Raw genomic sequence first — 24657 nt, 5'->3', positions numbered from 1 at the left:
CGCCCGTGGTGCGCAGCGCGGCGGCGACGGTCAATGCGGCTTGCCTTTGGCCGTGCCGGGCTTGGCAGCGGCGGCTGCCGGGTCGGCCTTCTTGCTGCCCAGCCTGGATTCCTTGCCGGCCATCAGGCGCTGGATGTTCTCGCGGTGGCGCCAGATCAGCAGGGCCGCCATGGCGACGATGGCGGCGGCAATCGGTGTCTCGGCATACCAGACCACGCCACTGCACAGCAGGTAGTAGACGGGGGCGAACACGGAGGCCACCAGGGCCGCCAGCGAGGAATAGCGGAAGAACACGGCAATGATCAGCCAGGTCAGCGCCACCGCCAGGCCCAGCCAGACGCTGATGCCCAGCAGCACGCCCAGGGCCGTGGCCACGCCCTTGCCGCCCTTGAAGCGGAAGAACACCGGGTACAGGTGGCCCAGGAAGGCAGCCAGCGCCACCATGGCCACCGTGCCATCGCCCATGCCGAAGCGGCTGCCGAACCATTGCACCAGGGCCACGGGCAGCCAGCCCTTGGCGGCGTCCAGCAGCAGGGTGACGGCCGCTGCCGCCTTGCTGCCGGAGCGCAGCACATTGGTGGCGCCGGGGTTGCCGCTGCCATAGGTACGCGGATCATTCAGGCCCATGGCCCGGCTGACGATGACGGCGAACGACAGCGAGCCGATCAGATAGGCCGCCACGGTGGCGAGAAGGGGGTAGAGCGCGTTCAATTGAAATCCTTGGCCGGTCTGTGGAGCGCCGGCGCGCGATCCGGCCGGCCCTGATGGCCCGCCCTCCCTGATCGCCGACACATGTTTTTCATCAGGACCTGCGCGAACCCGGTGGAGGCGGCGGCCGCCTTCCCGTGTGCGCAAGTCGTGTTCATTTCTTCAGGGCATCTATTCTGCCAGCGCGCAGTGCACGGGCCGTGCATCCAGCAGCTGCACGCAGACCTGCGGGTCCAGCTGCACCAGAAAGCCCCGGCGCCCGCCGTTGATGGCGATGCGCGGCAGCGCCAGGATGCTCTCTTCGATATAGACCGGCATGTCGCGGCGCGTGCCGAAGGGCGAGGTGCCGCCGACCAGGTAGCCGCTGTGGCGGTTGGCGACTTCGGGCTTGCAGGGCTCCACGCTCTTGGCGCCGATCTGCCGCGCCAGGTTCTTGGTGGAGACCTTGCAGTCGCCGTGCATGAGCACGATCAGCGGCCTGGCGTCCTGGTCCTGCATCACCAGGGTCTTGACCACCATGTGCTCGTCCAGCCCCAGGCTGGCCGCGCTGTGCTCGGTGCCGCCGTGTTCCAGGTACTCATAGGGGTGCTCGGTGAACTCCACCTTGTGGGCGCGCAGCAGTTGGGTGGCCGGTGTCTCGCTGACATGAGAGTTTTTCTTGGACATGAATTTTTTATCGTTTTACAATAATTTTTTATCGATTCATCAATACAAGGCTGTGCCATGAACTATACGCCCCACGCCGCAGGCAACGCCCTCAGGCGCCACTCCCAGGCGGCGCGCATCCTGATTGCGCTCGGTGCCGTCGCGCTGCTGGCCCTGCCGGCAGCCGCCCTGCTGTCGCCGCAAGATCTTTCGGGCCAGGCGCAAGGCCTGCTGGGCATGCCGCCCGGCCAGCCGCTGGACATGGCTGCGCGCTGGCGCACCGCACTGGTCAGCCTGCTGCCCGTGGGCTGCGGCCTGTATGCGCTGCGCCAGCTGTGGACACTGTTCGGCGAGTACCTGCAGGGCCGTGTCTTCGGCCAGCAGGCGCAGCACGCCCTGATGCGCTTTGCCTGGACGGTGCTGGCGGGCGCGCTGGCCCTGCCCTTCACGCGCGCGCTGATGTCGGTGGCCGCCAGCATGGGCAATCCGCCAGGGCAGCGCTTCGTCACGCTGGGCCTGTACTGGCACGATGGCCTGCTGGTCCTGCTCGGCGTGGTGCTGGTCTCCATCGCCCATGTGATGCTGCAGGCGCGGCGCATCGCCGACGAGAACGCGGGCTTCGTCTGAGCATGCCCATCATCGTCCACCTCGATGTGATGCTGGCGCGCCGCAAGATGCGCTCGCGCGAACTGGCCGAGATGGTCGGCATCACCGAACAGAATATTTCCCTGCTCAAGAGCGGCAAGGTGCGCGGCGTGCGCTTCGACACGCTGGAGCGCATCTGCGAGGCACTGCAGTGCCAGCCCGGCGACCTGCTGGAATGGGTGGCAGGGCCCGAGGCTTGAGCAGCGGACGGCTGCGGCTGATCGCGGGCCTGCTGCTGTCGCTGCTGCTGCACGGGGCGCTGCTGTGGCAGGGTCTGGCCCCGGAGATTGGGCGGCCCGGCACCGGGCAGGCCGAGGCGCACCGCCTTCAGGTGGTCTGGGTCGAGACGCCGATGCCGATGCCGATGCCGACGCCGACGCCGGCCCCCTCTCCTGCTCCTGCTCCAGTGGCTGCCCGGCCCGGACCGGCGCCCGCGCCTACGCGGCGGCCGGACACCGCCGCCGTCGCACCGCCATTAAGGCAAAGCGCAGGGGCTGCAAAGGCAACGGAGCAGGCCGCGACAGCCGCCGCGCAGGCGCCTGTGCTCGCCGACACCGAGGCCGCTCCGGACGCCGCGCGCAGCGCCAGGGCCATGGGCCGCCTGCTGGACTCGGCCGCAGGCCGCGAGGCCGTGCAATCGGCGGCCCGGCAGGGCCTGGTCAGGCCCCAGATCCATGCGCAGCGCGAGGACCCGCTGGCCAGCGGCATGCGCGAGGCCGCCCAGGGCGACTGCATGAAGGGCGAGTTCAAGGGCGGCGGCATGGGCCTGCTGAGCCTGCCCATGCTGGCGGCCGCTGCGCTCAAGGGCGAGTGCAGCCGCTGAAGGCGCAGAGCCTAGGCCTATTGCGCAGGGCCGAGGCCTATTGCGCAGGGTCGCGCACTTCCCAGCGGATGGCGTCGATGGCCGACAGCAGTTCGGGCGACAGTTGCGTGCCCCAGGCGTTCAGGTCCTCATCGAGCTGGGCCACCGAGGTCACGCCGATGATGGTGCTGGCCACCTGCCACTTGGTGTAGCAAAACGCCAGCGCCAGCTGCGTGGGCGTCATGCCGTGCTCGCGCGCCAGCGCGTTGTAGCGGCGCGCGGCGGCCAGGGCTTCGGGCCGGCCCCAGCGCTGCTTGCGCACGGACTCGTAGCGCGCAATGCGTGCGGCCTGCGGCGCAGCGGGATCGGTGGGCGCATGCACGTCGAACTTGCCCGTGAGCAGGCCGAAGGCCAGCGGCGAATAGGCCAGCAGCGAGACACCCAGGCGGTGGCAGCTTTCGTCCATGCCATTTTCCCAGCTGCGGTTGAGCAGGCAGTAGGCGTTCTGCACCGAGGCCACGCGCGGCAGGCCGTGCTGCTCGGCCAGGCGCACGAATTCGTGCACGCCCCAGGGCGTTTCGTTGGACAGGCCGATGTGGCGCACCTTGCCTTCACGGACCAGGCGGCCCAGCGCCTCGAGCTGCTCATGGATGCCGGTCTGCGAGCTTTCCTTGGACGGGTCGTAGTACAGCTGGCCGAAGGCCGGCACGTTGCGCTCGGGCCAGTGGATTTGGTAGAGGTCGATCACGTCCGTGCCCAGGCGGCGCAGGCTGCCTTCGCAGGAGGCGGCGATGTCGGCCGCCGTCATGCCCTTGCCCTCGCGCACCCAGGGCATGCCCCGCGAAGGACCGGCCACCTTGGTGGCCAGCACGACCCTGGCGCGCGCGCCAGGGCGCTGGGCGAACCAGCGGCCGATGATGGTTTCGGTGGCGCCGCAGGTTTCGGCGCGTGCGGGCACGGCATACATCTCGGCCGTGTCGAAGAAGTCCACGCCGCGCTCCAGCGCGCGGTCCATGATGGCAAAGGCCTCGGCCTCGCCGACCTGCTCGCCGAACGTCATGGTGCCCAGGCAGATGGGGCTGACTTGCAATGCGCTTTGACCGAGCGCCACCGGTTGCATCGAGGGGGAATTCATGGGCACCGAGTGTAGGGCCGCCCGTGTTTACCCTGACGACAGCGCGCCCACCCGGCCAGGGCCGGGCGGGCGCGCTGCGTCCGTCGGGATCAGGCGCCCTGCGGTGCCTCGGCCTGCAGCACGCCGCGGTTGATCTGGTCGCGCTCCATGGACTCGAACAGGGCCTTGAAATTGCCTTCGCCGAAGCCCTCGCGGTAGTTGCCCTTGCGCTCGATGAACTCGAAGAACACGGGCCCCAGCATGGGCTGGGAGAAGATCTGCAGCAGCAGGCGCGGCTGGCCGCCCTCGGTCGTGCCGTCCAGCAGGATGCCGCGTGCCTGCAGCTCGCCCACGGGCTGGCCGTGGCCGGGCAGGCGGCCTTCCAGGTTCTGGTAGTAGATGTCGTTGGGCGCGGTCAGCAGCGGAATGCCGGCCATCTGCAGCTGGTCGATGGAGTCCAGCAGGTTGTCCGTCAGCAGCGCGATGTGCTGGATGCCCTCTCCGTTGAACTGCATGAGGAATTCCTCGATCTGGCCGCCGCCCTGGCGCGATTCCTCGTTCAGCGGGATGCGGATCAGGCCGTCGGGCGCCGTCATGGCCTTGGAAGCCAGGCCGGTGTACTCGCCCGAGATGTCGAAGTAGCGGATCTCGCGGAAATTGAACAGCTTGCTGTAGAAGTCCGCCCAGTAGGTCATGCGGCCGCGGTAGACGTTGTGCGTCAGGTGGTCCACCACCTGGAAGCCGTGGCCCTTGGGGTTGCGGTCCACGCCGGGCAGGAACTCGAAGTCGATGTCGTAGATGGACTTGCCTTCGTCGAAGCGGTCGATCAGGTACAGCGGCGCGCCGCCGATGCCCTTGATGGCCGGCAGGCGCAATTCCATGGGGCCGGTGGGAATTTCCACGGGCTGCGCGCCCAGCTCCAGCGCGCGCTTGTAGGCCTGGTGCGCATCCTTGACGCGGAAGGCCAAGCCGCAGGCCGAGGCGCCGTGCTCGGCAGCGAAATAGGCGGCCTGCCCCGGCTCATTGTTGATGATGAAGTTGATGCCTCCCTGGCGGTACAGCAGCACGTTCTTGGAACGGTGCCTGGCCACCAGCGTGAAGCCCAGCTTCTCGAACAGCGGCTCCAGCACGCCGGGCGTGGGCGATGCGAATTCCACGAATTCGAAGCCCATCAGGCCCATCGGGTTGTCGAACAGGTCTGCCATGGTTGGTTCTCCTTGAAGGTTTCAACGGGGGATGTGCGCGGGTTCCAGTACGGATTCCAGCACAGGCGTGGGACGTTGGCGAAACACGAGGCGATAGGCCCCGTAGACCACCAGGACCCAGATCGGAATGGCCAGCGCGGAGGACCGCACCGACGGTGTCAGCAGCATCACGCCCACCACCAGGGCCATGGCGGCCAGGCAGATGGCATTGGTCAGCGGCGCGGCCGGTGCGGGAAAGCCCAGCACGGTCCCGCGTGCCGCATGGGCCCGGCGAAAGCGCCAGTGCGCCACGATGATGATGGTCCAGGTGATCACCAGGGCCGCCACGATCAGCGACATCAGCAACTCCAGCACGCCGGCCGGCGCCACATAGTTCAGCACGATGGCCAGCGCCGTGAAGATGGCCGGATAGACGATGGCCCGCACCGGCACGCCGCGGCGGTTGACCTGCATCAGCGAGCGCGGTGCATTGCCTTCGCTGGCCATGCCGTACAGCAGGCGGCTGTTGCTGTAGACCATGCTGTTGTAGACCGACAGCGTGGCCGTGAGGATCACGAAGTTCAGCAGGTGGGCGGCCACGTTCTCGCCCAGGCCCGAGAACACCAGCACGAAGGGGCTGCTGCTGTAGGTGTCGCCGCCGGCCTTGAGCTGGCCCAGCAGGTCCGTCCAGGGCATCAGCGACATCAGCACGGCCATGGAGCCGATGTAGAACACCAGCACGCGGTAGATGAGCTGGTTCACGGCCTTGGGGATGACGGTGCGCGGCTGGTCGGTCTCGGCCGCCGCGAAGCCCAGCATCTCCACGCCGCCGAAGGCGAACATGATGAAGGCGAAGGCCATCACCAGGCCTGAGAAGCCGTTGGGGAAGAAGCCGCCGTGCGTCCACAGGTTGCGCACGGTCTGCTCGGGCCGGTCGGCGCTGAACAGCAAATACAGGCCTGCGCCGATCATGGCCATCACGGCCACGATCTTGATCAGCGCGAACCAGAACTCGAACTCGCCATAGGCCTTGACGTTGATGAAGTTCACGCCGTTGATCAGCACGAAGAACACCGCCGCCGTCACCCAGGTGGGTATGCCGGGCCACCAGAACTGGATGAACTTGCCTGCGGCCGTCAGCTCCAGCATGCCCACGAGCACATACAGCGCCACACAGTTCCAGCCCGCCAGAAAGCCCGCGAAGCGGCCCAGGTAGCGGTTGGCGAAATAGCTGAACGAGCCCGCGTTGGGCTCCTCGACCAGCATCTCGCCCAGGAAACGCATGATGAAAAAGATGATCAGCCCGCCAATGGCGTAGCCGAGCAGCACGGACGGGCCGGCCAGCTCGATGATGCCGGCCGAGCCCAGGAACAGGCCCGTGCCGATGGTGCCGCCCAGCGCGATGAGCTGGATATGGCGGTTCTTGAGCCTGCGCTCCAGATGGCCCTGCGAAGAAGAACTGTGCATCAAGGGGGTGCTCCGGCTCTCAGCAAGGCGCGCGGCGGCGCAGGGGTTGGAACACTTCGGTGGTCTTCACGGCAATGTCTCCTCGTGGGGTGCCTGTTGGAATGCGGGGCCTTGTGCGCCCCTTGTTGATGGGTATCAACTATAAAAAACAATAAATTATTATTTCTTGTAATTTATCCCTATGGACAAGCCCAAGAAGAAGGAGTAGCGAAGGCCATCGACGCATTGCCGCCCGCCATGCCGCACTGCGGCAACGGTTGAACGCCCGCAACAAACAAAAACAATCTACTATTATTTTTTTGCCCTCTGGAGCCCAGAACATGACGACGTCCGCCACGCAGCGGCGCGCACGCACGCCGCAGACCGAGCGTGTGGAGACAACGCAACGCAAGATCATCGACTCCGCCCTGGCGCTGCTGCGCGAGGGCGGCTTCAAGAGCGCCACGCTGCAGGCCATCGCGCGCGGCGCCGATGTGTCGCTGGGCGCGCTGCAGCACCACTTCGAGAGCCGCGATGCGCTGATGGAGCGGCTGGTCATCGAGGTCATGGAGCCGCTGAGCGACCAGGGCACGGTCTGGCCCGACAAGGCCCTGCCCCTGCGCGAGCGTGCCGAGGCCTTCGTCACCCTGGCCTGGGACAACATCTTCGGCGCGGCCAACTACCAGGCGGCCTGGAGCATGTTCTTCGGCTGCAAGGCCTCCCCCTCGCTGTTCGACCGCGTGGACGCGCGCCGGGTACATGTGGACAGCGTGTTCTACACCCGCTTCCTGGACGTCTTCCCCGAGATCGCGGCCCACCATCCCCGCCCCCAGGGCTTTGCGGCCATGGCCTTCGCCATCCTGCGCGGCACCGGCGTGCTGGAGCTGTTCGAGGTGGGCGAGCAGGAACGCCAGGGCAGCCTCGATGCGCTGGTCGAGGCCATCGTCCAGGCAGGCACCCCTCAGGCCGGCGGCGGCGCCGCCGCCTGAACCTCGGTCAACCCCCAGACCCTGCGCAGCTGCGACAGCGTGGCCACCAGGGCCGGGTCGTGCTCGGCCTCGCGCGGGTGGATGAAGCCCAGCTGCGCCGACACGCGCGCATGCGGCCAGATGGCCACGCAGCCATGCTCGGCCGCGGCCAGGGCGCGGTCCTCGCGCAGCAGCGCCAAGCCCAGGCCGGCGCGCACCAGGCTCTCGGGCGCGGCGGCGGCATCGCTTTCCACGATCTGATTGGGGCTCAGCCCCTGGCGGGCGAACAGCGCCAGCAGCAGGGCCTGCTCATGGTGCTGCGCTGGCGCGCCGATCCAGGGCAGTTGCGCCAGGTCCTTCCAGCCCGATTGCAGGACGCGCTCGCGCAGCGCGGGCGGCGCCGCCACGCGGTAGTGCAGTGTCTGCAGCACCAGCGCGCCCAGGTCGCGCGGCATGTGGGCGCCGATGTAGAACGCGCCCTGCAGGCCGCCGGCCGCGACCTGCGCGCGCAGCTCCTCGGCCCAGCCATGGCGTGTCTTGATGTCCAGCAGCGGCAGCGCCTCCACCAGGCCATGCAGCAGCGAGCCCAGGCGCAGCGCCTCGGGGTCGGCCACCGTGCCCAGCAGCAGCTGGCCGGTGACCTCGCCCTGCAGCTCGCGGGCCTGGCCCTGCAGCCGTCCTGCCGCATCCAGCACCTGCCGGGCGGGCTCCATCAGGGCCTCGCCGGCCCGCGTGAGGCTGATGCGGCCCGGGCGCCGGTCGAACAGCGCCACGCCCAGCTCTTCCTCCAGCGCCTTGATCTGGGCCGTGATGGCGGGCTGCGTCAGGTGCAGGGCCTCGGCCGTGCGCGTGACGCTGCCCAGCGTGGCCGCCGTGACGTAGGCGCGCAGCTGATACATCTCCATGGGCGCCCAGCCTAGCGCAGGCGCCAGGGCCTGCGGCCCGGGCAGGCCCGGGTGTCAGGGAACATCCCTAGCCGTCTCATCGTTCACTCATCGAGGTAGCGCAGCTGCGTGGGCTCGATGCCCAGGCGCACCGGCATGCCCATGGGGAACATGGCAATGCCCGCGTAGTGCGCCTGGTCGGCGACCACCGCCACCTCGCCCACGCGCACGCGGTAGCGCGAGAACTCGCCCAGGAATTCGGCGCTCTCGATCTGCCCTTCCACCCACACGCGCGAGGCATCGCCCGCATCGTCGCGCACCGCAATCTGCACCTGGTGCGGCCGGAAGGCCAGCGCTGCGCGCCCCGGCACGGGCGGCTGGGCCGGGCGCGGCAGGGTCAGCGTGCCCAGGCCCGGCACCTTGAAGACCAGCGACTCGCCTGTCGTCGGCAGCACCTCGCCCTCCAGCACATTGGCCGTGCCGACAAAGCCCGCCACGAAGCGGTTGGCCGGATAGTCGTACAGCCCAGCCGCCGAGCCCACCTGCTGCAGCACGCCCTTGTCGAGCACGGCCATGCGGTCGGCCGTGGTCATGGCCTCTTCCTGGTCGTGGGTGACGAAGATGGTGGTCAAGCCCAGCTTGCGCTGCAGGCTGCGCAGTTCCTCGCGCATCTGCACGCGCAGCTGCTTGTCGAGGTTGGACAGCGGCTCGTCCAGCAGCAGCAGCTTGGGCGCGATGACCACGGTGCGCGCCAGCGCCACGCGCTGCTGCTGCCCGCCCGACAGCTGGCCCGGGCGGCGCTGCGCGTACTGCGACAGGCCCACCAGCTCCAGCACCTCGCCCACCTTGCGGCGGATGGTGTCGCGGCTTTCGCGGCGCTCGACCAGGCCGAAGGCCACGTTGTCGTACACCGTCATGTGCGGCCACAGCGCGTAGTTCTGGAACACCATGCCGATGTTGCGCGCATGCGGCGGCACGCCCGTGATGTCCTGCCCGCCCACCAGCAGCTCGCCGCGCTGGTGCCGGTTGAAGCCCGCGATCAGCCGCAGCAGCGTGGACTTGCCCGAGCCCGAAGGCCCCAGCAGCGCGAAGAACTCGCCGGGCTCGATCTTGAGGTTGACGTCGCGCAGCACTTCGTTGCTGCCGTAGCTCAGGCTGATGTGCCTGCATTCGAGGGAGACAGGGTCCAGGTGCATGGCGTTTCACTCCGAAGTCGATTGCACGGTGGCGCGCGAGCGCTCCACGAAGCGGTGCGAGAAATACGTGCCCAGGCCGACCACGACCACGGCCAGCACGCCCAATGCCGCACCGGGCCCGCGCCCCGAGATGCTTTGCATGTACAGGTAGATGCCGTAGCTCATGGGCGCCTGGCTCTGGGCCGAGGCCAGCATGATGGTGGCCGACAGCTCCACCGCCGCCGTGATGAAGCTGGTGACGAAGCCGGCCAGGATGCCGCCGGCCATCAGCGGCACCATCACGCGCCGTATCACGCTGGTACGGCCCGCGCCCAGGCTTTGCGCGGCCTCCTCCAGCGAGATGTGCACCTGCTGCAGCGCCGCCATGCACGAGCGCAGCGCATACGGCAGCCGCCGCACCGCATAGGCCAGCATGATCAGCACCCAGGTGGTGACGATGGGCGTATCGGTGAAGGGCAGGTTCACGCCCTTGAACAGCCGCAGGTAGCCGATGGCCAGCACCAGCCCCGGAATCGCCAGCGCCACCGAGGCCAGGTAGTCCAGCCACTGCCGGGCAGGCAGCCGGGTGCGCAGGATCAGGTAGGCGATGGCGGTGCCGATCACCACGTCGATGCCCGCCGCCATCAGGCAGTACAGCAGCGTGTTGCCGATCATGTAGCCCGAGTCGGTGAACACCGTGGCGTAGTGCTCCAGCGTGTAGCTGTCGGGCAGCACCGAGAAGCTCCAGACCTTGGAGAACGACATCAGCAAGATGCCGATGTGCGGCGCCAGCACCACCAGCAGCACAAGGGCGATCCAGCCATAGGCCAGCAGCGCCTCCCAGGCCGACAGCCGGCGCTTTTGCAGCGCGCTGCCGCCCTTTTGCAGCGTGGCGTAGTCCTTGCCCTTCATCACCCGCGCAGCCAGCCACAGGGCGACGATGGAGAACGCGATCATGATCACGCTGATCACATAGCCCAGCGGATCATCGAGCCCCACCGAGGTGATGCGCAGATAGGCCTGGGGCGCCAGCATATTGGTCACGCCCATCACCAGCGGCGTGCCCAGGTCGTCGAACACTTTCACGAACACCAGGGCCGCGCCCGCCAGGTAGCCGGGCATGGCCAGCGGAAAGATCACGCGCCGGAACAGCCGGAAGCCACGCGAGCCCAGGTTCAGCGCCGACTCCTCCATGGCCCCGTCGATATTGCGCATGGCCGCCACGAGGTTGAGCAGGATGAACGGGAAGTAGTGGATGCTCTCCACGAAGATCACGCCCGTCAGCCCCTCCATGATGGGCACGGTGAAGCCGAACCAGTCGTCCAGCAGCAGGTTGACCGAGCCGCTGCGCCCGAAGATCAGCTGCAGCGCCACCGCCCCCACGAAGGGCGGCATGATCAGCGGCAGCACGCCCAGCGTCTGTATCAGCAGCGCGCCCCGGAACTCGAAGCGCACGGTCAGGTAGGCCAGCGGCACGGCGATCAGGCTGGCGAAGAACACGCTGGCCAGGGACACGCCCAGGCTGTTGAAGAACGACTCGCGGAAGACGGTCTGGCCGAAGAAATTGCCGAAGTGCCCCAGCGTGAGCCCGCCGCCTTCATTGACGAAGGCGGTGTAGACCACCATGCCCACGGGCACGATGAGAAAGGCCAGCAAAAAGGCCAGGATCAGCGCGAAGGCCAGCCACGGCCCCCAGCCCGACGGAATGCGCCGTGCGCGCGCAGCAAGGGGGGCGGCGCCGGGCGCCGCCATGGAATCGATGCTCATGCGAATGCTCCGCAGCGAAAGAGACTGTCAAGGGGAGTGCATGCAGGCGCCCGGTGCCGGGCCCCTGCGCCACCTACCACGCCACCTACTGCGCCACCTACCGGGCCAGGCCGCGCGCCTCGGCCGCCAGCTTGGCCGCGCGCTCGTAGTTGGCACGCGCCTTGTCGGCCCACATCTGCTCCAGGCCCGTCAGCTCCTTGGACACGGCCACATCGCGCCGGCTCTTGCGGAACAGCTCCAGGAACTGCTCGTCCTTCACATTGGCTTCGCCCACCAGCGGCGAGTAGGCGATGTCGCGCGCCTGCGCCAGCAGCTCCTGCCCCTTGGCATTGGGCTTGGCCTGCAGGGCCTTGTGCGCCTCCTGGATGGCGCGCGTGGCCGCCTGCAGCTCCTTGAGGCGGAAGGTCACCATCTGGTCGAACAGGCTGATCACCACGGCATAGCGCGACTCGGACAGGTTGGCATCGAACTGCACCTTGGCGCGCTGCGCCACCTCCTGCGGCACGGGGTAGCCGGCCGGCGCCTTCAGCTGGCTGTAGGGCAGGATGGGCAGGCGGCTGATCTTGGGGTCGAACAGCAGCTGCTGGCCCGGCACCGACATGGTGAAGGCCATGAACTTGCGCGCCTCGTCGGCATTCTTGGCGCCCGCGATCAGCGCGATGTTGGCCGGCACCACGGCCGTCATCGCCGGGTAGGCGAAGTCCACCGGGAAGCCCGAATACTTGCCCGCCAGCCCGAAGAAATCGATCACGATGCCTATGCCGTACTGGCCGTTGTTCACGCCATCGGGCACGGCAAAGCTGCGGTCGGTCACGGCGGCGGCGTTGCCCATCATGGACAGCAACTGGCGCCAGCCCTTGTCCCAGCCCTCGCCCTGCAGGATGGTCTCCACCGTCAGCTGCGTGGTGCCCGAACGCGAGGGCGAGGAGATGGCGATGTGGCCGAAGTACTCGGGCCGCGTCAGGTCGCTCCACTCCTTGGGCGCCGCCAGCTTGTGCGCCTTCAGGTAGCGCGTGTTCCACATGATTCCGTAGCCGGCCAGCGCCTGGCCGTAGTACAGGCCCTGCGGGTCGTTGAGCGGGTAGTTGCCGATCTTGGCGGGCGCGGCCGGATTGCGCGTCTCGGGCACGGCGGTCAGCAGCTTGTTGCGCGCCAGCACCTCGAAGGCATCAGGGGCGCTGGCCCACATGATGTCGGGCCGCTGGCCCTCGGGCAGCTCGCGCACATAGGCCACGGCGGCCGTGGTGTTCTTGTTCAGGATCTCGATCTTGATCCCCGGATTGGCCGCCTCGAAGGCCTTCTGGTAGGCCGTGGTCAGCTCCTTGGGAAACGAGGTCAGCACCGTCACCGTGCCGGCCTGCGCCGCCATGGCGGCGCCCCACAATCCTGCGGCCATGGCGGCCGTCAGCCATCTGCGTTGCTGCATTGCTGTCTCCTTCGGGTTGTTGTGCGGTCGATCTGCAACCCACTGTAGGCAGCGCCGGCCCGGCCGGCCAATCATTGTTTCTGATGCCGTGCATCAGCGGCGGCGGCGCTCGGGTTACTACCTGCGGGTCTGCCGCCACAGGGAAATCCCGCGCCACCGCTGTCCCGCCCCTGACTGCTGCACAGCAGCAAACCGGAATAATCGGCGGGATGCTGCAAGCCCCCTCTTCCCTCCCCGCCACGGCCGCTGAAGAAGCGCCCATCTACGCTCCCACACGCCCCTGGCGCTCGCGCATGGTGCCGGTGCGCACCATGGAGTACCACGTGCGCGAGTGGGGACCTGTGGATGGCGATCCCGCGCTGGCGCCGCTGGTGCTGGTGCACGGCTGGATGGATGTGGCGGCCTCCTACCAGTTCGTGGTCGATGCCTTTGGCGAGGCCTTCATGGCGGGGCGCCGCATCATTGCGCCGGACTGGCGCGGCTTCGGCCTGAGCCGGCCGGCCTGGCCTGCCGACCGGCATGACTTTGCCGACTACCTGGGCGACCTGGACCATCTGCTGGACACCCTGGCGGGCGATACGCCCGTGGACCTGGTGGGCCACAGCATGGGCGGCAACGTGTCCATGATGTATGCGGGCGCGCGGCCTGCGCGCATACGCCGGCTGGTCAACCTCGAAGGCTTCGGCATGCCGGCCACCCGGCCAGACCAGGCGCCTGCGCGCTATGCGCAGTGGATGGACGAGCTGCGCCAGCTGCGCAGCGGCGGCATGGAACTCAAGAGCTATGACAGCGTGCAGGACGTGGCCCGCCGGCTGATGAAGACCAACCGCCGCCTGCCCGAGGACAAGGCGCTGTGGCTGGCCCACCACTGGGCGGCGCCCAATGCGCAGGGCCGCTGGGAAATCCTGGGCGACACGGCGCACAAGCTCATCAGCGCGCAGCTGTTCCGCGTGGAAGAAATCCTGGCCCTGTACCGTGCCATCACCGCGCCCGTTCTGGCCATCGAAGCCAGCGACGACAGCCTGGGCATGTGGTGGAAGGACCGCTACACGCTGGCCGAGTACCACGAGCGCATCGGGCAGATTGCCGACTGCCGCACGGCCGTGGTCCAGGACGCCGGCCACATGCTGCACCACGACCAGCCGGCGGCCGTGGCCGGGCTGATCGAGCAATTCCTCAGCACCTGAGGCCTGCGCGCGCCGCTGCTGCAGCCTGCTGCAACCTACTGGGGCCGCAGCATCATGGAATGGCGCCAGCGCGCGGGCGCCATCTGCAGCGGCCGGTAGCGGCCGTCGGCCCATTCGGCAGACATGTCCGCATAGCGGCTGGACAGGGCCACGCCGCTTTGGCCGGTCTGGTAGATGAACAGCGAGCGCTCGGGCTCGGCCAGGTCGTAGATGGCGCGCAGCGATGCCGCATGGCGGTTGGCGAACGGCGCCCTGGCATCGCCGGGCAGGTACTGGCCCACGTTGACGGTGTAGCTGTCGCCGCCCGAAGGCACGCTGACATTGAAGATGCCCGCCAGCAGCCCCACGCTGCCCAGCGGCCGGTGGCTGCTCAGGGCCGCATGCACCGCGCCCCAGCGCCAGCGGCCCAGGTCGCTGCCCTGCGTGGCCTGCAGGCGCGCCAGCGCCCGGTCCAGCGCCTGGCTGACCTGGGCGCTGCAGCCCGCCGCTGCGCACCACCAGCCATCGCGGCGCTCCAGCATGCCTTCGATGCCTGCGCGGTAGTCGCGCTTGCCATAGGTGGCCGCAAAGGTCTGCGCACCAATGCGCGGGATCACCAGGCCGCGCGTGAGTTCGTCCACCCAGGCGGCAAAGATCAGGGGCGCGGCCTGCGCGGCATCCATGCGGCCGTCGAACTGCGCCATCACCCGGCGCGCCTGCCCGGCCAGCGGATGTGTGGCCGGCGCTTCGTCCAGGGCCTTGAGCATTTGCGGCAGCAGGGCGCGGGCGGCCAGCGAGGTCTGGTCGTTCTGGATGGAGGCCATGCTGACCACGTCGTGCCTGTCCTTCGCATCGATGAGTTCGGTGATGCGCTGGTGCCGGTACGGCAGGCTCCAGTCCTGGGTGAGGAAGTGGGCATAGCCCTCGCGCGTGATGCGCTGGTTGGCGGTGGCCAGATAGCCCTGCGCCGTTCCATCGTCCTGCGGGGCCTGGTCGTAGGGCAGCCAGCCCTGCCAGTCGTAGCGTGCCTCCCAGCCCGGCGCGGGCGCCACGCCGCGCAGGTCGTTGTCGGCCGCGCGCAGCGGCACCCGGCCTGCGGCCTTGAAACCGATGTCGCCATGGACATCGGCCGCGACGATGCTCTGCATGGGCGAGTGGTAGTCGGCAAAGGCCTCGAACAGCTGGGCCACGCTGCGCGCCTCGTTGGCCCGCAGGCCGGCCTGCACGGTGAGGTTGTCGGTGTCCAGCGCGGCCCAGCGCAGGGCCACGGCGTAGCGGCGCTTGTCGAGCACGGCCTCGTACTGGGGCTGCACATCGCTGATCACGGGGCCGTGGCGCGTGCTGCGCAGCGTGAGCTGCACATCGGCCCGGCCCTTGACCCTGATGCGCTCGCTGCGCTCGGTGAAAGGCGCCCAGCCGTCCGGCGTGCGGTAGCGGCCCGGGTTGCCTGGATCGATCTGCTCCAGGTACAGATCCTGCACATCGGGATTGGTGTTGGTAAAGCCCCAGGCCACCTCGCGCGTGCGCCCCAGCACCACGAAGGGCAGGCCCGGCAGGGTGGCCCCCACCACATCGATGGGCGCCAGCGGCGTGCCGTCCTGCGCATGGCCGGCGGGCGACTGCAGGCGCGCGTAGTACCAGATGGCGGGCGCGCTCAGGCCCAGATGGGGATCGTTGGCCAGCAGGGGCTTGCCGCTGACCGTGCGGCTGCCCGAGAGCACCCAGTTGTTGCTGCCCTTGCCGTCGTTGGTGCCCGCATCGCGCACCATGTCGCGGGACCAGCGGGCCCAGGCATCGCTCGCCTCGCCGGCGGCAGCCACCTTGGGCGCAGACGCCGCCTGTGCCTCCTGGCGGTACACGCCCAGGCCCCGGTAGAGGGCCGCAAGGTCGGTGGAGGTGGCCGGCGCCTCGCCCGGATAGGGTGGCATCAGCTGCCACAGCTGCTGTGTGTCCAGTTGCGAGAGCGCGGCCAGCCGCGCGAACTCGTTGCCCCAGTTGCCGCCCAGGTCCAGCGCCATCATCAGCGCCCAGCCCACGCTGTCCTCGGGCGCCCAGGCCGAGCTGTCGCCTCCGCCCGGCGTGGTACCCAGCAGCATGAATTCGGGCACCTGCGGATGCTGGCGCATGGGCAGGGCCGCATAGAAGGCCGCGATGCCCTCGCTGTAGGCCTGCAGCGCCTCGCGCGCGTTGGCGGGCAGGGATGCGTACTGGCGCCGCGCCGCGCCGCGTATGTCCAGCGCACGCATGAGCTTGTCGGTATCCAGCGTGGCCGGCCCGAGGATCTCCGACAGCGTGCCGTGCATCAGGCGGCGGTTGAACTCCAGCTGCCAGCCGCGCTCCTGCGCATGCACATGGCCCAGCGCGCGCCACAGGTCCTGCGGCGTGAAGGCGCTGATGTGGGTGATGTCGGCCTCGTCGCGCCGCACACGCACGGGCTGCTCCAGGCCGGCCAGCGTGAGCTGTCCGTCGAGCACCGGCTGCACGCGCACGGCATAGATGGCCACCGCGCTGCCGGCCAGCAAGGCCGAGCCGACCACCGCCACGGCGCCCACGCTCCACCATCGCGAGTTCAGGATTCGCATGATTCCCATTCTTCTCCCTTCCCCCTGCCTTTTTTCATATCGTAGTGTTGCAGTTTGTAGCATATGAACTGGTCCATTGCTCACATTGCTCACGACGAATCGTCAGCAAGTCTGGCCCCGCCTTCAGGCGACAATCAGCGCCCGCCCTGCGCAAATGGATGCAGGGCGCCAGACAGAAACAGGAAGTACCAGGAATGTGGCCTTTCAGCCTCTTGAAGAAGCTCAGCCAGGACCCGCCCGTGGGCCAGCCCCGTGGTGACTACATAGGCTGCTACCTGCTGGGAACCGAGGCGCCGGGCCAGGCCGGCGTCAGCTACGTCTCGCTGGCCACCACGCGCGAGCAGCTGCAGGCCGATGCCCGCGCCTACCTTGAAGGCTTCGTGCGCGACCACCCCGAAGCGGCCGACACCGACCTGTCCGCCATCCGCTCCCTGCTGGAGAACCTGCCCCAGCGCCTGGACGCCCACCTGTGCGGCGACACGCGCGCGCCGCTGGCCGAGCAAGGCGGCACCGTGCTCTTCCTGCGCACCGGCATGCGCGCCCGCCGCAAGGAAAACGGCCGCTACCTCGAATAGCAGTCAGCCCCCACCGCCACCGTACAGAGCCTCAAAAACTGGCGCGGCCAAGAACAAGGGACAGCGAGCAAGGGCCTACGCCGGCCGCGCCGCCCCCCGCGAAGCGAGAGGGGGAAGGCGCGCAGCGCCTCAGGGGGAGTTCTGCTTGTGCACGTCTTGCCAGCGCAGCATGTCGGTCACGCGCTCGGCCTTGTCGGCATCGAAGCCCAGGCGCTCCACCCGCTCGGCCGGATTGGCCCAGGTGCCGAACAGCAGATCCCAGACGGGCAGGCCGTAGTTCTGCGCATGGTGGCCGTACTGGTGGTGCACGGTGTGCATCTCGGGCCGCTGCACGATGTATCCCAGCCAGCGCGGCGTGCGGATGTCGGCATGCAGGAACAGGTCGAACGCCCCCGTGAGGCCGATGGCGAAGGCGGCAGCCAGCGGGCTGGCCCCCAGCACCCAGTAGCTGGACAGCGCGCTCAGCAGCACGGCGGCGGCCGTGTCCATGGGATGGGCGAAAAACGCCGTGAGCGCCTCCACGCGCGGCGCGCTGTGGTGCAGCTGGTGGAACAGGCGCCACAGCGTGTCCGATCGGTGCGTGGCGCGGTGCCACCAGTAAAAGACAAAGCTGGTGAGCACAAAGCTCAGTGCGCCCACGGCCCAGGCCGGCCATTGCCGGCCCACGTCCAGCAGCGCATGGCGGCGGATGCCGTCCGAGAACAGATGGCCTACCGCCAAGGTGGTGGCCAGCGTGCCCAGGCCCAGCAGCGTGGACAGGATCAGCCAGCGCCGGTCGCAATGGTTGCGCGAGGCCGGCGCGATCACCTCGCGCGTGAAGATGCCGACGAACATCAGCGCCAGCAGCGGGTAGGCCGCGAACTCCCACATCTGCAGCATGCCGTCTGCTCCTTGCCGCTCAGTGCACGTGGCCCCAGTAGATCAGCGCATCGCGCCCTTCGACCGACAGCGACACGGGCGCGCCCACGGGCAGCATCACCTTGGTCGGCACATGGCCGTAGGGCAGGCCCTGCAGCACGGGGCACTTGACCTGGCTGCGCAGCCAGTCGATCACGGTCTGCAGCTTGAAGCCCTTGTCATGCGAGCTGAGCTTGAACTCGCTGAACTGGCCGAACACGATGGCCTTTTGCTGGGCCAGCACGCCGGCATGCAGCAGCTGGGTCAGCATGCGTTCCACGCGGTAGGGATGCTCGCCCACGTCTTCCAGGAACAGGATGCCGCCCTTGATCTGCGGGAAGTACGGCGTGCCCAGCAGGGACACCAGCACGGCCAGGTTGCCGCCCCACAGCGTGGCGCCGCCGCTGATGTAGAAGTCCTTGACGGCAGGCTTGCCGTCTTCGCGCAGGCCGATCTTCGGCATCTGCCAGCCTGCGCCCTCGCCCTGGCCGCTGAGCAGGTCGTTGAAGCAGTCCAGCATGATGTCGTCCACGCCGCCCTCGGCATCGGGGCGGCCGAAGTCGTGCACCAGCAGCGGGCCGGCCCAGGTGGTGGCGCCGGTCCTGGCCAGCAGGGCCAGCGACAGCGCCGTGAAGTCGCTCAGGCCCACGAAGCGCGTGCCGCCTGCGATGGCCTTGGCCACGGCCTTGTACTTGATGCCCGGCAGGATGCGCGTGAGGCCGTAGCCGCCGCGCGTGGGCAGCGCAAGGTCGGCACCGCTGGCCGCCGCACGGTCGATGGCCGCCAGGCGCGTGGCGTCGTCGCCGGCAAAGCGCTGGTGGCTGCTCAGCGCATCGGCATCGATCTCCACCTGGTGGCCCATGGCCTCCAGGCGGCGCACGGCCCGCTTGAAACCGGCCTTGTCGCGCACGGCGCCGGCGGGCGAGTAGATGTAGATGTGGCGCGGCCCCTGGTCATGCGCGTGGCCGCAGCAGCTGCCGTCGGCGGCGTGCACATGCTCGTGGTCGTGGTCGTGGGCATCCCCATGGTCATCGGCACGCCCGTGGCCATGCGCGCAGCACTGGCCGTCGGCTGAATGCACATGCTCGTGCGAGTGTTCTGCGGGAGCAGAAACGGGGGCTGAAACGGTAGCGGGAGCGGCTGCCGTTGTGCGGGGGGTGCGGGAACTGCGCGAAGTGGCCAAGGTGGTTCCATGCCGGCCCTGGCCGGCATGCTCCATATTGCAAGGGGAGTGAAGACGGGGACCTTGCGCCGCGCAGCCCCGGCAAGGGGCCGGCGGCGCTGGCCTATGGGCGGAAGTATTCCACAGCGTCGGCCACCATGCCGGCTGCGCACAGGGGAACCCAATGGCCGCACGGGGATAGGCGCAGCTGCGCCGGCGGCAGCTGTGGCAGCGCCTGCAGCCAGGCCTGTCGCCATGCGGGCGCGGGCAGCAGCACATCGTGCTCGCCGCCTTGCACCCACAGGCGCTGCTGCTGGCTCCACTGCGCCAGCAACGCCATCGGCAGCGCAGGCATTTCGGCCCGCACCCGGGGCCAGGCCTGCAGCGCGGCGCGGTGGCCGGGTTGGGAAAATGGCAGGTTCCAGGCCTGCGGCTGTGCGCCGGCCTCCTCGCCCACCTCGCGCATGGCGCGGCCCACGGGCCATGACGGCTTGCGCGCCGCCTGCGCAAACCATTGCATGCAGGCATGGGGCGCCGGGCCTGCGGGCCAGGCATTCATGAGCCAGGCGCCGCAAAAACGGGCGGGCTCGGCCTGCGCCACGGCCAGGCCCAGGTGCACGCCATCGTCATGGCCGACCAGCACGATGTTCCGCAGGTCCAGCGCCAGCACCAGCTCGCGCAGCACTTGCACATGCCAGGCCGCGCTGTGCGCCTTGTCCTTCTTGGGCTGGTCGCTGCGGCCAAAGCCCGGCAGGTCGGGAACGACCACGCGATGGCCGGCCTGGAGCCACCCGGGCAGCATGGGCTGGAACAGCTGGCCCCATGCCGGGCTGCCGTGCAGGCACAGCCAGGTCAGCGGTGCATCATGCGGTCCTTCATCGACCACGGCCAGGCGCAGGCCTGCCAGCGCCGGCAGGTCGCTGCGCCACTGCGGCTGGGCAAAGCCGCCGAAGGTGGAATCCGCATGGCGCAGCGCCGTGTCCTTGAGCGGATGCGGCTGGGCCGCGCGCTGCTCGGCCCGGCGCGTGCGAAAGAAGTCCGACATCAGGGCCGCGCATTCGCCGGCCAGCACGCCGCGCGTCACCTGCGTGTGGTGGTTGATCTGCGGCAGGGCAAACACGTCCAGCACCGATCCGGCCGCGCCCGTGCGCGGCTCGGCCGCGCCATAGACCACGCGGCCCAGGCGCGCATGCAGCATGGCGCCGCTGCACATGGTGCACGGCTCCAGGGTCACGTAGAGCGTGCAGTCGTCCAGCCGGTAGTTGCCCAGGTGCGCGGCCGCATCGCGCAGCGCCAGCACCTCGGCATGGGCCGTGGGATCGCCGTGGGCCACGGGCGCGTTGCGGCCCCGGCCGATGATGGCGCCGTCCTTGACGATGACGGCGCCCACGGGCACCTCGCCCGCCCCGGCAGCGGCGCGTGCCAGCTCCAGGGCGGCGCGCATCCAGGCCTCGTCGTCGGCCTGCGGCAAGAAAGGGTGTTCGGCAGCCACGTCGTCAGCGCGTCAGGGCAGCGCCTTGCGCACGCCCTGCGCGTAGTGGTACAGCGTGACCACCGGCGCCTGCAGCTCGCCCTGGGGCGTGAAGGCAATCGGCGCCGTCACGCCCTCATACCGGGTCTGGCGCAGATAGGGGATATAGGCATCGGGCCGGATGGAGTCGGCCCGCACCATGGCCTGGGCCAGCACCATGGTGGCATCGTAGGCGTAGGGGCTGAAGACCTGGTACTGGTCGGCAAAGCGCTGGTCATAGCGCTGCTTCCAGGCAGCGCCGCCCGGCATGCGCTCCAACGGGCTGCCGCCGACGGCGCAGGTCACGTTGCGCAGCGGCGCCGCGTTGCCGGCCAGCTCGGGCAGGCGCAGCGTGCACTGGCCGTCGCCGCCCAGAAAGCGCACCTTGTCCATGGCCAGCTGGGCCATCTGCCTGAGCATGGGGCCGGCCTGGGCATCCAGGCCGCCGAAGAAGATGGCGTCGGGCTTCTTGCCCTTGATGGCCGTGAGGATGGGGACGAAGTCCGTGGACTTGTCGCCGGTGTACTGCTTGTCCACGATCTCGATGCCCTGCTCGCGCGCCTGGGCCTCGAACAGCGCCACGATGCCCTGGCCGTAGGCCGAGCGGTCATCGATGATGGCCACGCGCTTGACGCCCAGCTTGCCCACGGCGTGGGACACCAGCGCATCGACCATGGCGCGGTCGTCGGCGATCACGCGGTACGTGGTGTCATAGCCCGACTGGGTGATGGCCGGGTTGCTGGCCGCAGGCGTGACCATGACGATGCCGCAGTCCTGATAGATGGACGTGGCCGGCAGCGTGGTGCCCGACTGCAGGTGGCCGACCACGGCCGCCACCTTCTTGTCGCACAGGCGCCGGGCCAGGGCCACGGCCTGGCCGGGGTCGCCGCCGTCGTCGCCGGCCTCCAGCTTCCAGTGCAGCTTGCGCCCGCCGATCTCCAGGCCCTTGGCATTGAGATCGTCCAGGGCCATGCGCACGCCGTTTTCCTCATCCTTGCCCAGGCTGGCAATGGGGCCGGACACCGGCCCGGCATGGGCAATGCGCACCACCAGGGGCGCATCGGCTGCACCCGGTGCAGCGGGTGCAGCGGCCGTACCGGGTGCAGCCGCCGCAGCGGAAGCCCCTGCCGCCTGCCCGTTGGCCGGGCCGCTTCCCGGCAGCGCCCAGGCCAGGCCGCCGCTGCCCAGCATGGCGCACAGCAGGGCCGGGCCGGCCCACGGGAAATGGCGAATCGAGGCGTGCATGGCAACTCCTGGAAAAAACGGTCAATCTGTGAAACAGGCGCCCTGGCAAACGAAATCCGCTGCGGCGTGGCCCACTCGGGCGCTGCCCGGCCGGTCAAGGACTGGCGCAGCGAAAGCGCACCAGGCAGAGGGCGGAGCAGGCACGGGCCAGGGTGTCCGGCATGGCGGCCCGGCCCGTGCAGTGCGCATCCTAAAGGATAGGCAAAAACCGGCGCTGCGCGTCCGGGCATCGGGCGCATACCCCCTGGCGCGCGTTTTTTCGGGGCTGCGGCGATAATGCTGCGCCTCACCGCAAGCGGGCTGCGAGGTTTTCGTCGCCGGACCGCCCCAAGAGTGGGGGCCTTTTTTTGTCGCCGGGCCGCCCCAAGACAAAAAGCGGCCCCCTTGGGGGGCAGCGGACCTTGCGCAGCAAGGGTAGCGTGGGGGCCAGTTTCCCCCGCATTGCGCCCGACGCCCGGCCCCCCACGCCGGTGCGGGTACGAACACAGAACACCACAAAGCCCCATGTCCCTCCTGCCCCACCAGCTCGAACTCCTGTCTCCCGCGCGCGATGCCGACATCGGCATCGAGGCCGTGAACCATGGCGCCGACGCCGTCTACATCGGCGGCCCGGCCTTCGGCGCGCGCGCCACGGCGGGCAACGACATCCGCGACCTGCAGCGCCTGATCAACCACGCGCACCGCTTCGGCAGCCGCATCTTCATCACGCTCAACACCATCCTGCGCGACGATGAACTGGAGGCCGCGCGCAAGATGGCCTGGCAGATCTACGAGGCCGGTGCCGACGCGCTGATCATCCAGGACATGGGCCTGCTGGAGTTGGACCTGCCGCCCATCCAGCTGCACGCCAGCACCCAGACCGACATCCGCACCCCCGAGAAGGCCCGCTTCCTGCAGGATGCCGGCCTGTCGCAGATCGTCGTTGCGCGCGAGCTGGACCTGCAGCAGATCGCCGCCGTGCGTGCGGCCACCGACCCGGCGCGCACCACCATCGAATTCTTCGTGCACGGCGCGCTGTGCGTGGCCTACTCGGGCCAGTGCTACATCACCCACGCCCACACGGGCCGCAGCGCCAACCGCGGCGACTGCAACCAGGCCTGCCGCCTGCCCTACGAGGTGCTGGACGCCAGCGGCCGCATCATTGCCCACGAAAAGCACGTGCTGTCCATGAAGGACAACAACCAGAGCGACAACCTGCGCGCACTGATCGACGCCGGCGTGCGCAGCTTCAAGATCGAGGGCCGCTACAAGGACATGGGCTATGTGAAGAACATCACGGCCCACTACCGCAAGCTGCTGGACGAAATCATCGAGGAGCGCGAGTTCTCCGACACGCCCCTGGCGCGCTCGTCCTCGGGCAGCACCACGTTCAGCTTCACGCCCGACCCCGACCAGAACTTCAACCGCGAGTTCACCGACTACTTCGTCAACGGCCGCAAGGACGACATCGGCGCCTTCGACACGCCCAAGACACCGGGCCGCGCCATCGGCTGGGTCACCAAGGTGGGCGAGAACTTCGTGGAGATCGAGACCTCGAGCCGCGACACCGAACTGCACAACGGCGACGGCCTGTGCTACTACGACCTGCAAAAGGAACTGGTGGGCCTGCAGATCAACCGCGCCGAGTCGGTGGATGCGAAGAAGTCGCTGTGGCGCCTGTTCCCCAAGGACCCCATCGCCGGCTTCAAGGATCTGCGCAGGGGCCTGGAAGTCAACCGCAACCGCGACATGGCCTGGGTGCGCACGCTGGACAAGAAATCCAGCGACCGCCGCATCGGCCTGTGGGCCGAACTCAAGGAAACGCCCGACGGCTTTGCGCTCACGCTGACCGACGAGGACGGCTTCACCGCCACCGCCGCCATCGTGCAGGAACACCAGGCCGCCACCGACGCAGCCCGTGCCGAGGCCACGCTGCGCGAGCAGCTGGGCCGCTTCGGCGCCACCATTTTTTCCGTGCATGACATCGGCCTGCAACTGAGCCAGCCCTGGTTCGTGCCGGCCTCGGCCCTGAACCAGCTGCGCCGCGACGCCGTCGCCGCGCTGGAGGCCGCGCGCCAGGCCGGTTTCGTGCGCCTGCCGCGCGCCCTGCCCGTGGAGCCGCCCGTGCCCTTCCCCGAGGACACGCTGACCTACCTGGCCAACGTCTACAACCAGAAGGCGCACGATTTCTACATCAAGCACGGCGTCAAGGTCATCGACGCGGCCTACGAGAGCAAGGAAGAAGAAGGCGAAGTCAGCCTGATGATCACCAAGCATTGCGTGCGCTTTTCCATGAGCCTGTGCCCCAAGCAGGCCAAGGGCGTCATCGGCGTCAAGGGCACCATCAAGGCCGAGCCGCTGCAGCTGATCAACGGCAAGGAAAAACTCACGCTGCGCTTCGACTGCAAGCCCTGCGAGATGCACGTGGTGGGCAAGATGAAGCGCGCGGTGATCAACCAGCACGCCAAGGAAATGCAGGAGTTTCCGATGCAGTTCTACCGCACGCGGCCCGTGCCCTCGGCCAGCGCCTGACAGGCCTCGGCCTCCACCCACAAGCGCCCGCGCTCCGTCAGGGCCGCCAGCCACCGCCCCTCTTCCTGCTCCAGCCTGACCCAGCCCGGCCCCGGTGTGCCGGCAATGGGCGCATCGCCCATCAGCGCCAGGCAGCGCATGAGCACGCTGGCGCCCTGCCCCAGTCGCTTGCCCAGCCTGGGCAGGGACATGGGTGCGGGCTCGGTGGCCAATTCGCGCAGGATGGCGGCGGCCAGTTCTTCCAT

General features: G+C 68.8%; 22 protein-coding genes. 7 read left to right on the top strand and 15 right to left on the bottom strand.

Annotated features, from left to right (window positions below; all coding sequences use genetic code 11):
* Positions 1 to 30 precede the first annotated feature (30 nt).
* Positions 31 to 711 (bottom strand): glycerol-3-phosphate 1-O-acyltransferase PlsY, encoded by a 681-nt coding sequence (gene plsY, locus U6958_RS11565; protein WP_016451416.1) that lies wholly within the window; start codon positions 709 to 711, stop codon positions 31 to 33.
* Positions 712 to 879: 168 nt separating this feature from the next.
* Positions 880 to 1374: a Cys-tRNA(Pro) deacylase gene (ybaK, locus tag U6958_RS11560; protein ID WP_012206589.1), complete on the bottom strand. Its 495-nt coding sequence runs from the start codon at positions 1372 to 1374 to the stop codon at positions 880 to 882.
* A 57-nt stretch (positions 1375 to 1431) separates the two neighbouring features.
* On the opposite strand from ybaK, the gene U6958_RS11555 reads away from it, so the two are divergent.
* From U6958_RS11555 to U6958_RS11545, 3 genes are read left to right on the top strand one after another with little or no spacing between them, the layout of a single operon-like run.
* The gene (locus tag U6958_RS11555) at positions 1432 to 1980 is read left to right on the top strand and encodes a DUF2975 domain-containing protein (RefSeq protein WP_016449239.1); all 549 of its coding nucleotides are present in this window, start codon (positions 1432 to 1434) and stop codon (positions 1978 to 1980) included.
* Positions 1981 to 1982: 2 nt separating this feature from the next.
* Complete coding sequence (locus tag U6958_RS11550; RefSeq protein ID WP_013801570.1) at positions 1983 to 2198, top strand: helix-turn-helix transcriptional regulator; 216 nt, start codon at positions 1983 to 1985, stop codon at positions 2196 to 2198.
* The gene (locus tag U6958_RS11545) at positions 2195 to 2821 is read left to right on the top strand and encodes a hypothetical protein (RefSeq protein WP_074921427.1); all 627 of its coding nucleotides are present in this window, start codon (positions 2195 to 2197) and stop codon (positions 2819 to 2821) included. The genes U6958_RS11550 and U6958_RS11545 overlap by 4 nt, the downstream gene beginning before the upstream one ends.
* 37 nt (positions 2822 to 2858) lie before the next feature.
* Here U6958_RS11545 and U6958_RS11540 read toward each other — a convergent pair whose 3' ends face one another.
* The 3 genes from U6958_RS11540 to U6958_RS11530 all read right to left on the bottom strand — a co-directional run bounded on the left by U6958_RS11540 (position 2859) and on the right by U6958_RS11530 (position 6565).
* Positions 2859 to 3920 (bottom strand): aldo/keto reductase, encoded by a 1062-nt coding sequence (locus U6958_RS11540; protein ID WP_043790114.1) that lies wholly within the window; start codon positions 3918 to 3920, stop codon positions 2859 to 2861.
* A gap of 104 nt (positions 3921 to 4024) precedes the next feature.
* Positions 4025 to 5119 (bottom strand): 4-hydroxyphenylpyruvate dioxygenase, encoded by a 1095-nt coding sequence (hppD, locus tag U6958_RS11535; protein ID WP_016449235.1) that lies wholly within the window; start codon positions 5117 to 5119, stop codon positions 4025 to 4027.
* Between the two features lie 21 nt (positions 5120 to 5140).
* Positions 5141 to 6565 (bottom strand): amino acid permease, encoded by a 1425-nt coding sequence (locus U6958_RS11530; RefSeq protein ID WP_016451412.1) that lies wholly within the window; start codon positions 6563 to 6565, stop codon positions 5141 to 5143.
* A 320-nt stretch (positions 6566 to 6885) separates the two neighbouring features.
* On the opposite strand from U6958_RS11530, the gene U6958_RS11525 reads away from it, so the two are divergent.
* Positions 6886 to 7533 (top strand): TetR/AcrR family transcriptional regulator, encoded by a 648-nt coding sequence (locus tag U6958_RS11525; RefSeq protein ID WP_016449233.1) that lies wholly within the window; start codon positions 6886 to 6888, stop codon positions 7531 to 7533.
* On the opposite strand, the gene U6958_RS11520 is transcribed toward U6958_RS11525, so the two are convergent.
* From U6958_RS11520 to U6958_RS11505, 4 genes are all read right to left on the bottom strand, one after another.
* Complete coding sequence (locus U6958_RS11520; RefSeq protein WP_061287831.1) at positions 7506 to 8417, bottom strand: LysR family transcriptional regulator; 912 nt, start codon at positions 8415 to 8417, stop codon at positions 7506 to 7508. The two genes, U6958_RS11525 and U6958_RS11520, sit on opposite strands and share 28 nt — an antisense overlap.
* An 83-nt stretch (positions 8418 to 8500) precedes the next feature.
* The gene (locus U6958_RS11515; protein WP_016449231.1) at positions 8501 to 9592 is read right to left on the bottom strand and encodes an ABC transporter ATP-binding protein; all 1092 of its coding nucleotides are present in this window, start codon (positions 9590 to 9592) and stop codon (positions 8501 to 8503) included.
* A 6-nt stretch (positions 9593 to 9598) separates the two neighbouring features.
* Positions 9599 to 11338 (bottom strand): iron ABC transporter permease, encoded by a 1740-nt coding sequence (locus U6958_RS11510; protein ID WP_012206599.1) that lies wholly within the window; start codon positions 11336 to 11338, stop codon positions 9599 to 9601.
* A 97-nt stretch (positions 11339 to 11435) separates the two neighbouring features.
* Positions 11436 to 12764, bottom strand: a complete 1329-nt coding sequence (locus tag U6958_RS11505; protein WP_074921426.1) for an ABC transporter substrate-binding protein — start codon at positions 12762 to 12764, stop codon at positions 11436 to 11438.
* Positions 12765 to 12973: 209 nt separating this feature from the next.
* On the opposite strand from U6958_RS11505, the gene U6958_RS11500 reads away from it, so the two are divergent.
* Positions 12974 to 13951 carry an alpha/beta fold hydrolase gene (locus tag U6958_RS11500; protein WP_074921425.1) on the top strand — a complete coding sequence of 326 codons (978 nt, stop codon included), beginning with the start codon at positions 12974 to 12976 and terminating at the stop codon, positions 13949 to 13951.
* A gap of 35 nt (positions 13952 to 13986) precedes the next feature.
* Here U6958_RS11500 and U6958_RS11495 read toward each other — a convergent pair whose 3' ends face one another.
* Positions 13987 to 16521 carry a penicillin acylase family protein gene (locus U6958_RS11495; RefSeq protein ID WP_074921424.1) on the bottom strand — a complete coding sequence of 845 codons (2535 nt, stop codon included), beginning with the start codon at positions 16519 to 16521 and terminating at the stop codon, positions 13987 to 13989.
* Positions 16522 to 16706: 185 nt separating this feature from the next.
* Here U6958_RS11495 and U6958_RS11490 point away from each other — a divergent pair, with 185 nt between their 5' ends.
* Positions 16707 to 17087 carry a hypothetical protein gene (locus tag U6958_RS11490; protein WP_016449227.1) on the top strand — a complete coding sequence of 127 codons (381 nt, stop codon included), beginning with the start codon at positions 16707 to 16709 and terminating at the stop codon, positions 17085 to 17087.
* A 129-nt stretch (positions 17088 to 17216) separates the two neighbouring features.
* Here U6958_RS11490 and U6958_RS11485 read toward each other — a convergent pair whose 3' ends face one another.
* The 4 genes from U6958_RS11485 to U6958_RS11470 all read right to left on the bottom strand — a co-directional run bounded on the left by U6958_RS11485 (position 17217) and on the right by U6958_RS11470 (position 21901).
* Positions 17217 to 17966 carry a sterol desaturase family protein gene (locus U6958_RS11485; protein ID WP_016449226.1) on the bottom strand — a complete coding sequence of 250 codons (750 nt, stop codon included), beginning with the start codon at positions 17964 to 17966 and terminating at the stop codon, positions 17217 to 17219.
* Positions 17967 to 17985: 19 nt separating this feature from the next.
* Complete coding sequence (locus U6958_RS11480) at positions 17986 to 18978, bottom strand: LD-carboxypeptidase (protein ID WP_034399682.1); 993 nt, start codon at positions 18976 to 18978, stop codon at positions 17986 to 17988.
* 292 nt (positions 18979 to 19270) lie between these two features.
* Entirely contained in the window at positions 19271 to 20590 is a 1320-nt protein-coding gene (gene tadA / locus U6958_RS11475; RefSeq protein WP_208607048.1) for a tRNA adenosine(34) deaminase TadA, read from the bottom strand.
* A 60-nt stretch (positions 20591 to 20650) separates the two neighbouring features.
* A complete protein-coding gene (locus U6958_RS11470) occupies positions 20651 to 21901 on the bottom strand; it encodes a branched-chain amino acid ABC transporter substrate-binding protein (RefSeq protein ID WP_074921423.1) in 1251 nt (416 codons plus the stop codon).
* Positions 21902 to 22405: 504 nt separating this feature from the next.
* Here U6958_RS11470 and U6958_RS11465 point away from each other — a divergent pair.
* Positions 22406 to 24412: a U32 family peptidase gene (locus U6958_RS11465; RefSeq protein WP_074921422.1), complete on the top strand. Its 2007-nt coding sequence runs from the start codon at positions 22406 to 22408 to the stop codon at positions 24410 to 24412.
* Here U6958_RS11465 and U6958_RS11460 read toward each other — a convergent pair.
* Complete coding sequence (locus tag U6958_RS11460) at positions 24376 to 24657, bottom strand: hypothetical protein (protein WP_012206611.1); 282 nt, start codon at positions 24655 to 24657, stop codon at positions 24376 to 24378. The two genes, U6958_RS11465 and U6958_RS11460, sit on opposite strands and share 37 nt — an antisense overlap.

This window comes from Delftia lacustris, from assembly GCF_040267515.1.
Classification (GTDB): Bacteria; Pseudomonadota; Gammaproteobacteria; order Burkholderiales; family Burkholderiaceae_C; genus Comamonas; species Comamonas tsuruhatensis.
Note: the sequence above shows the minus strand (reverse complement) of the source record. Positions and strands in the feature narration are given on the sequence as shown.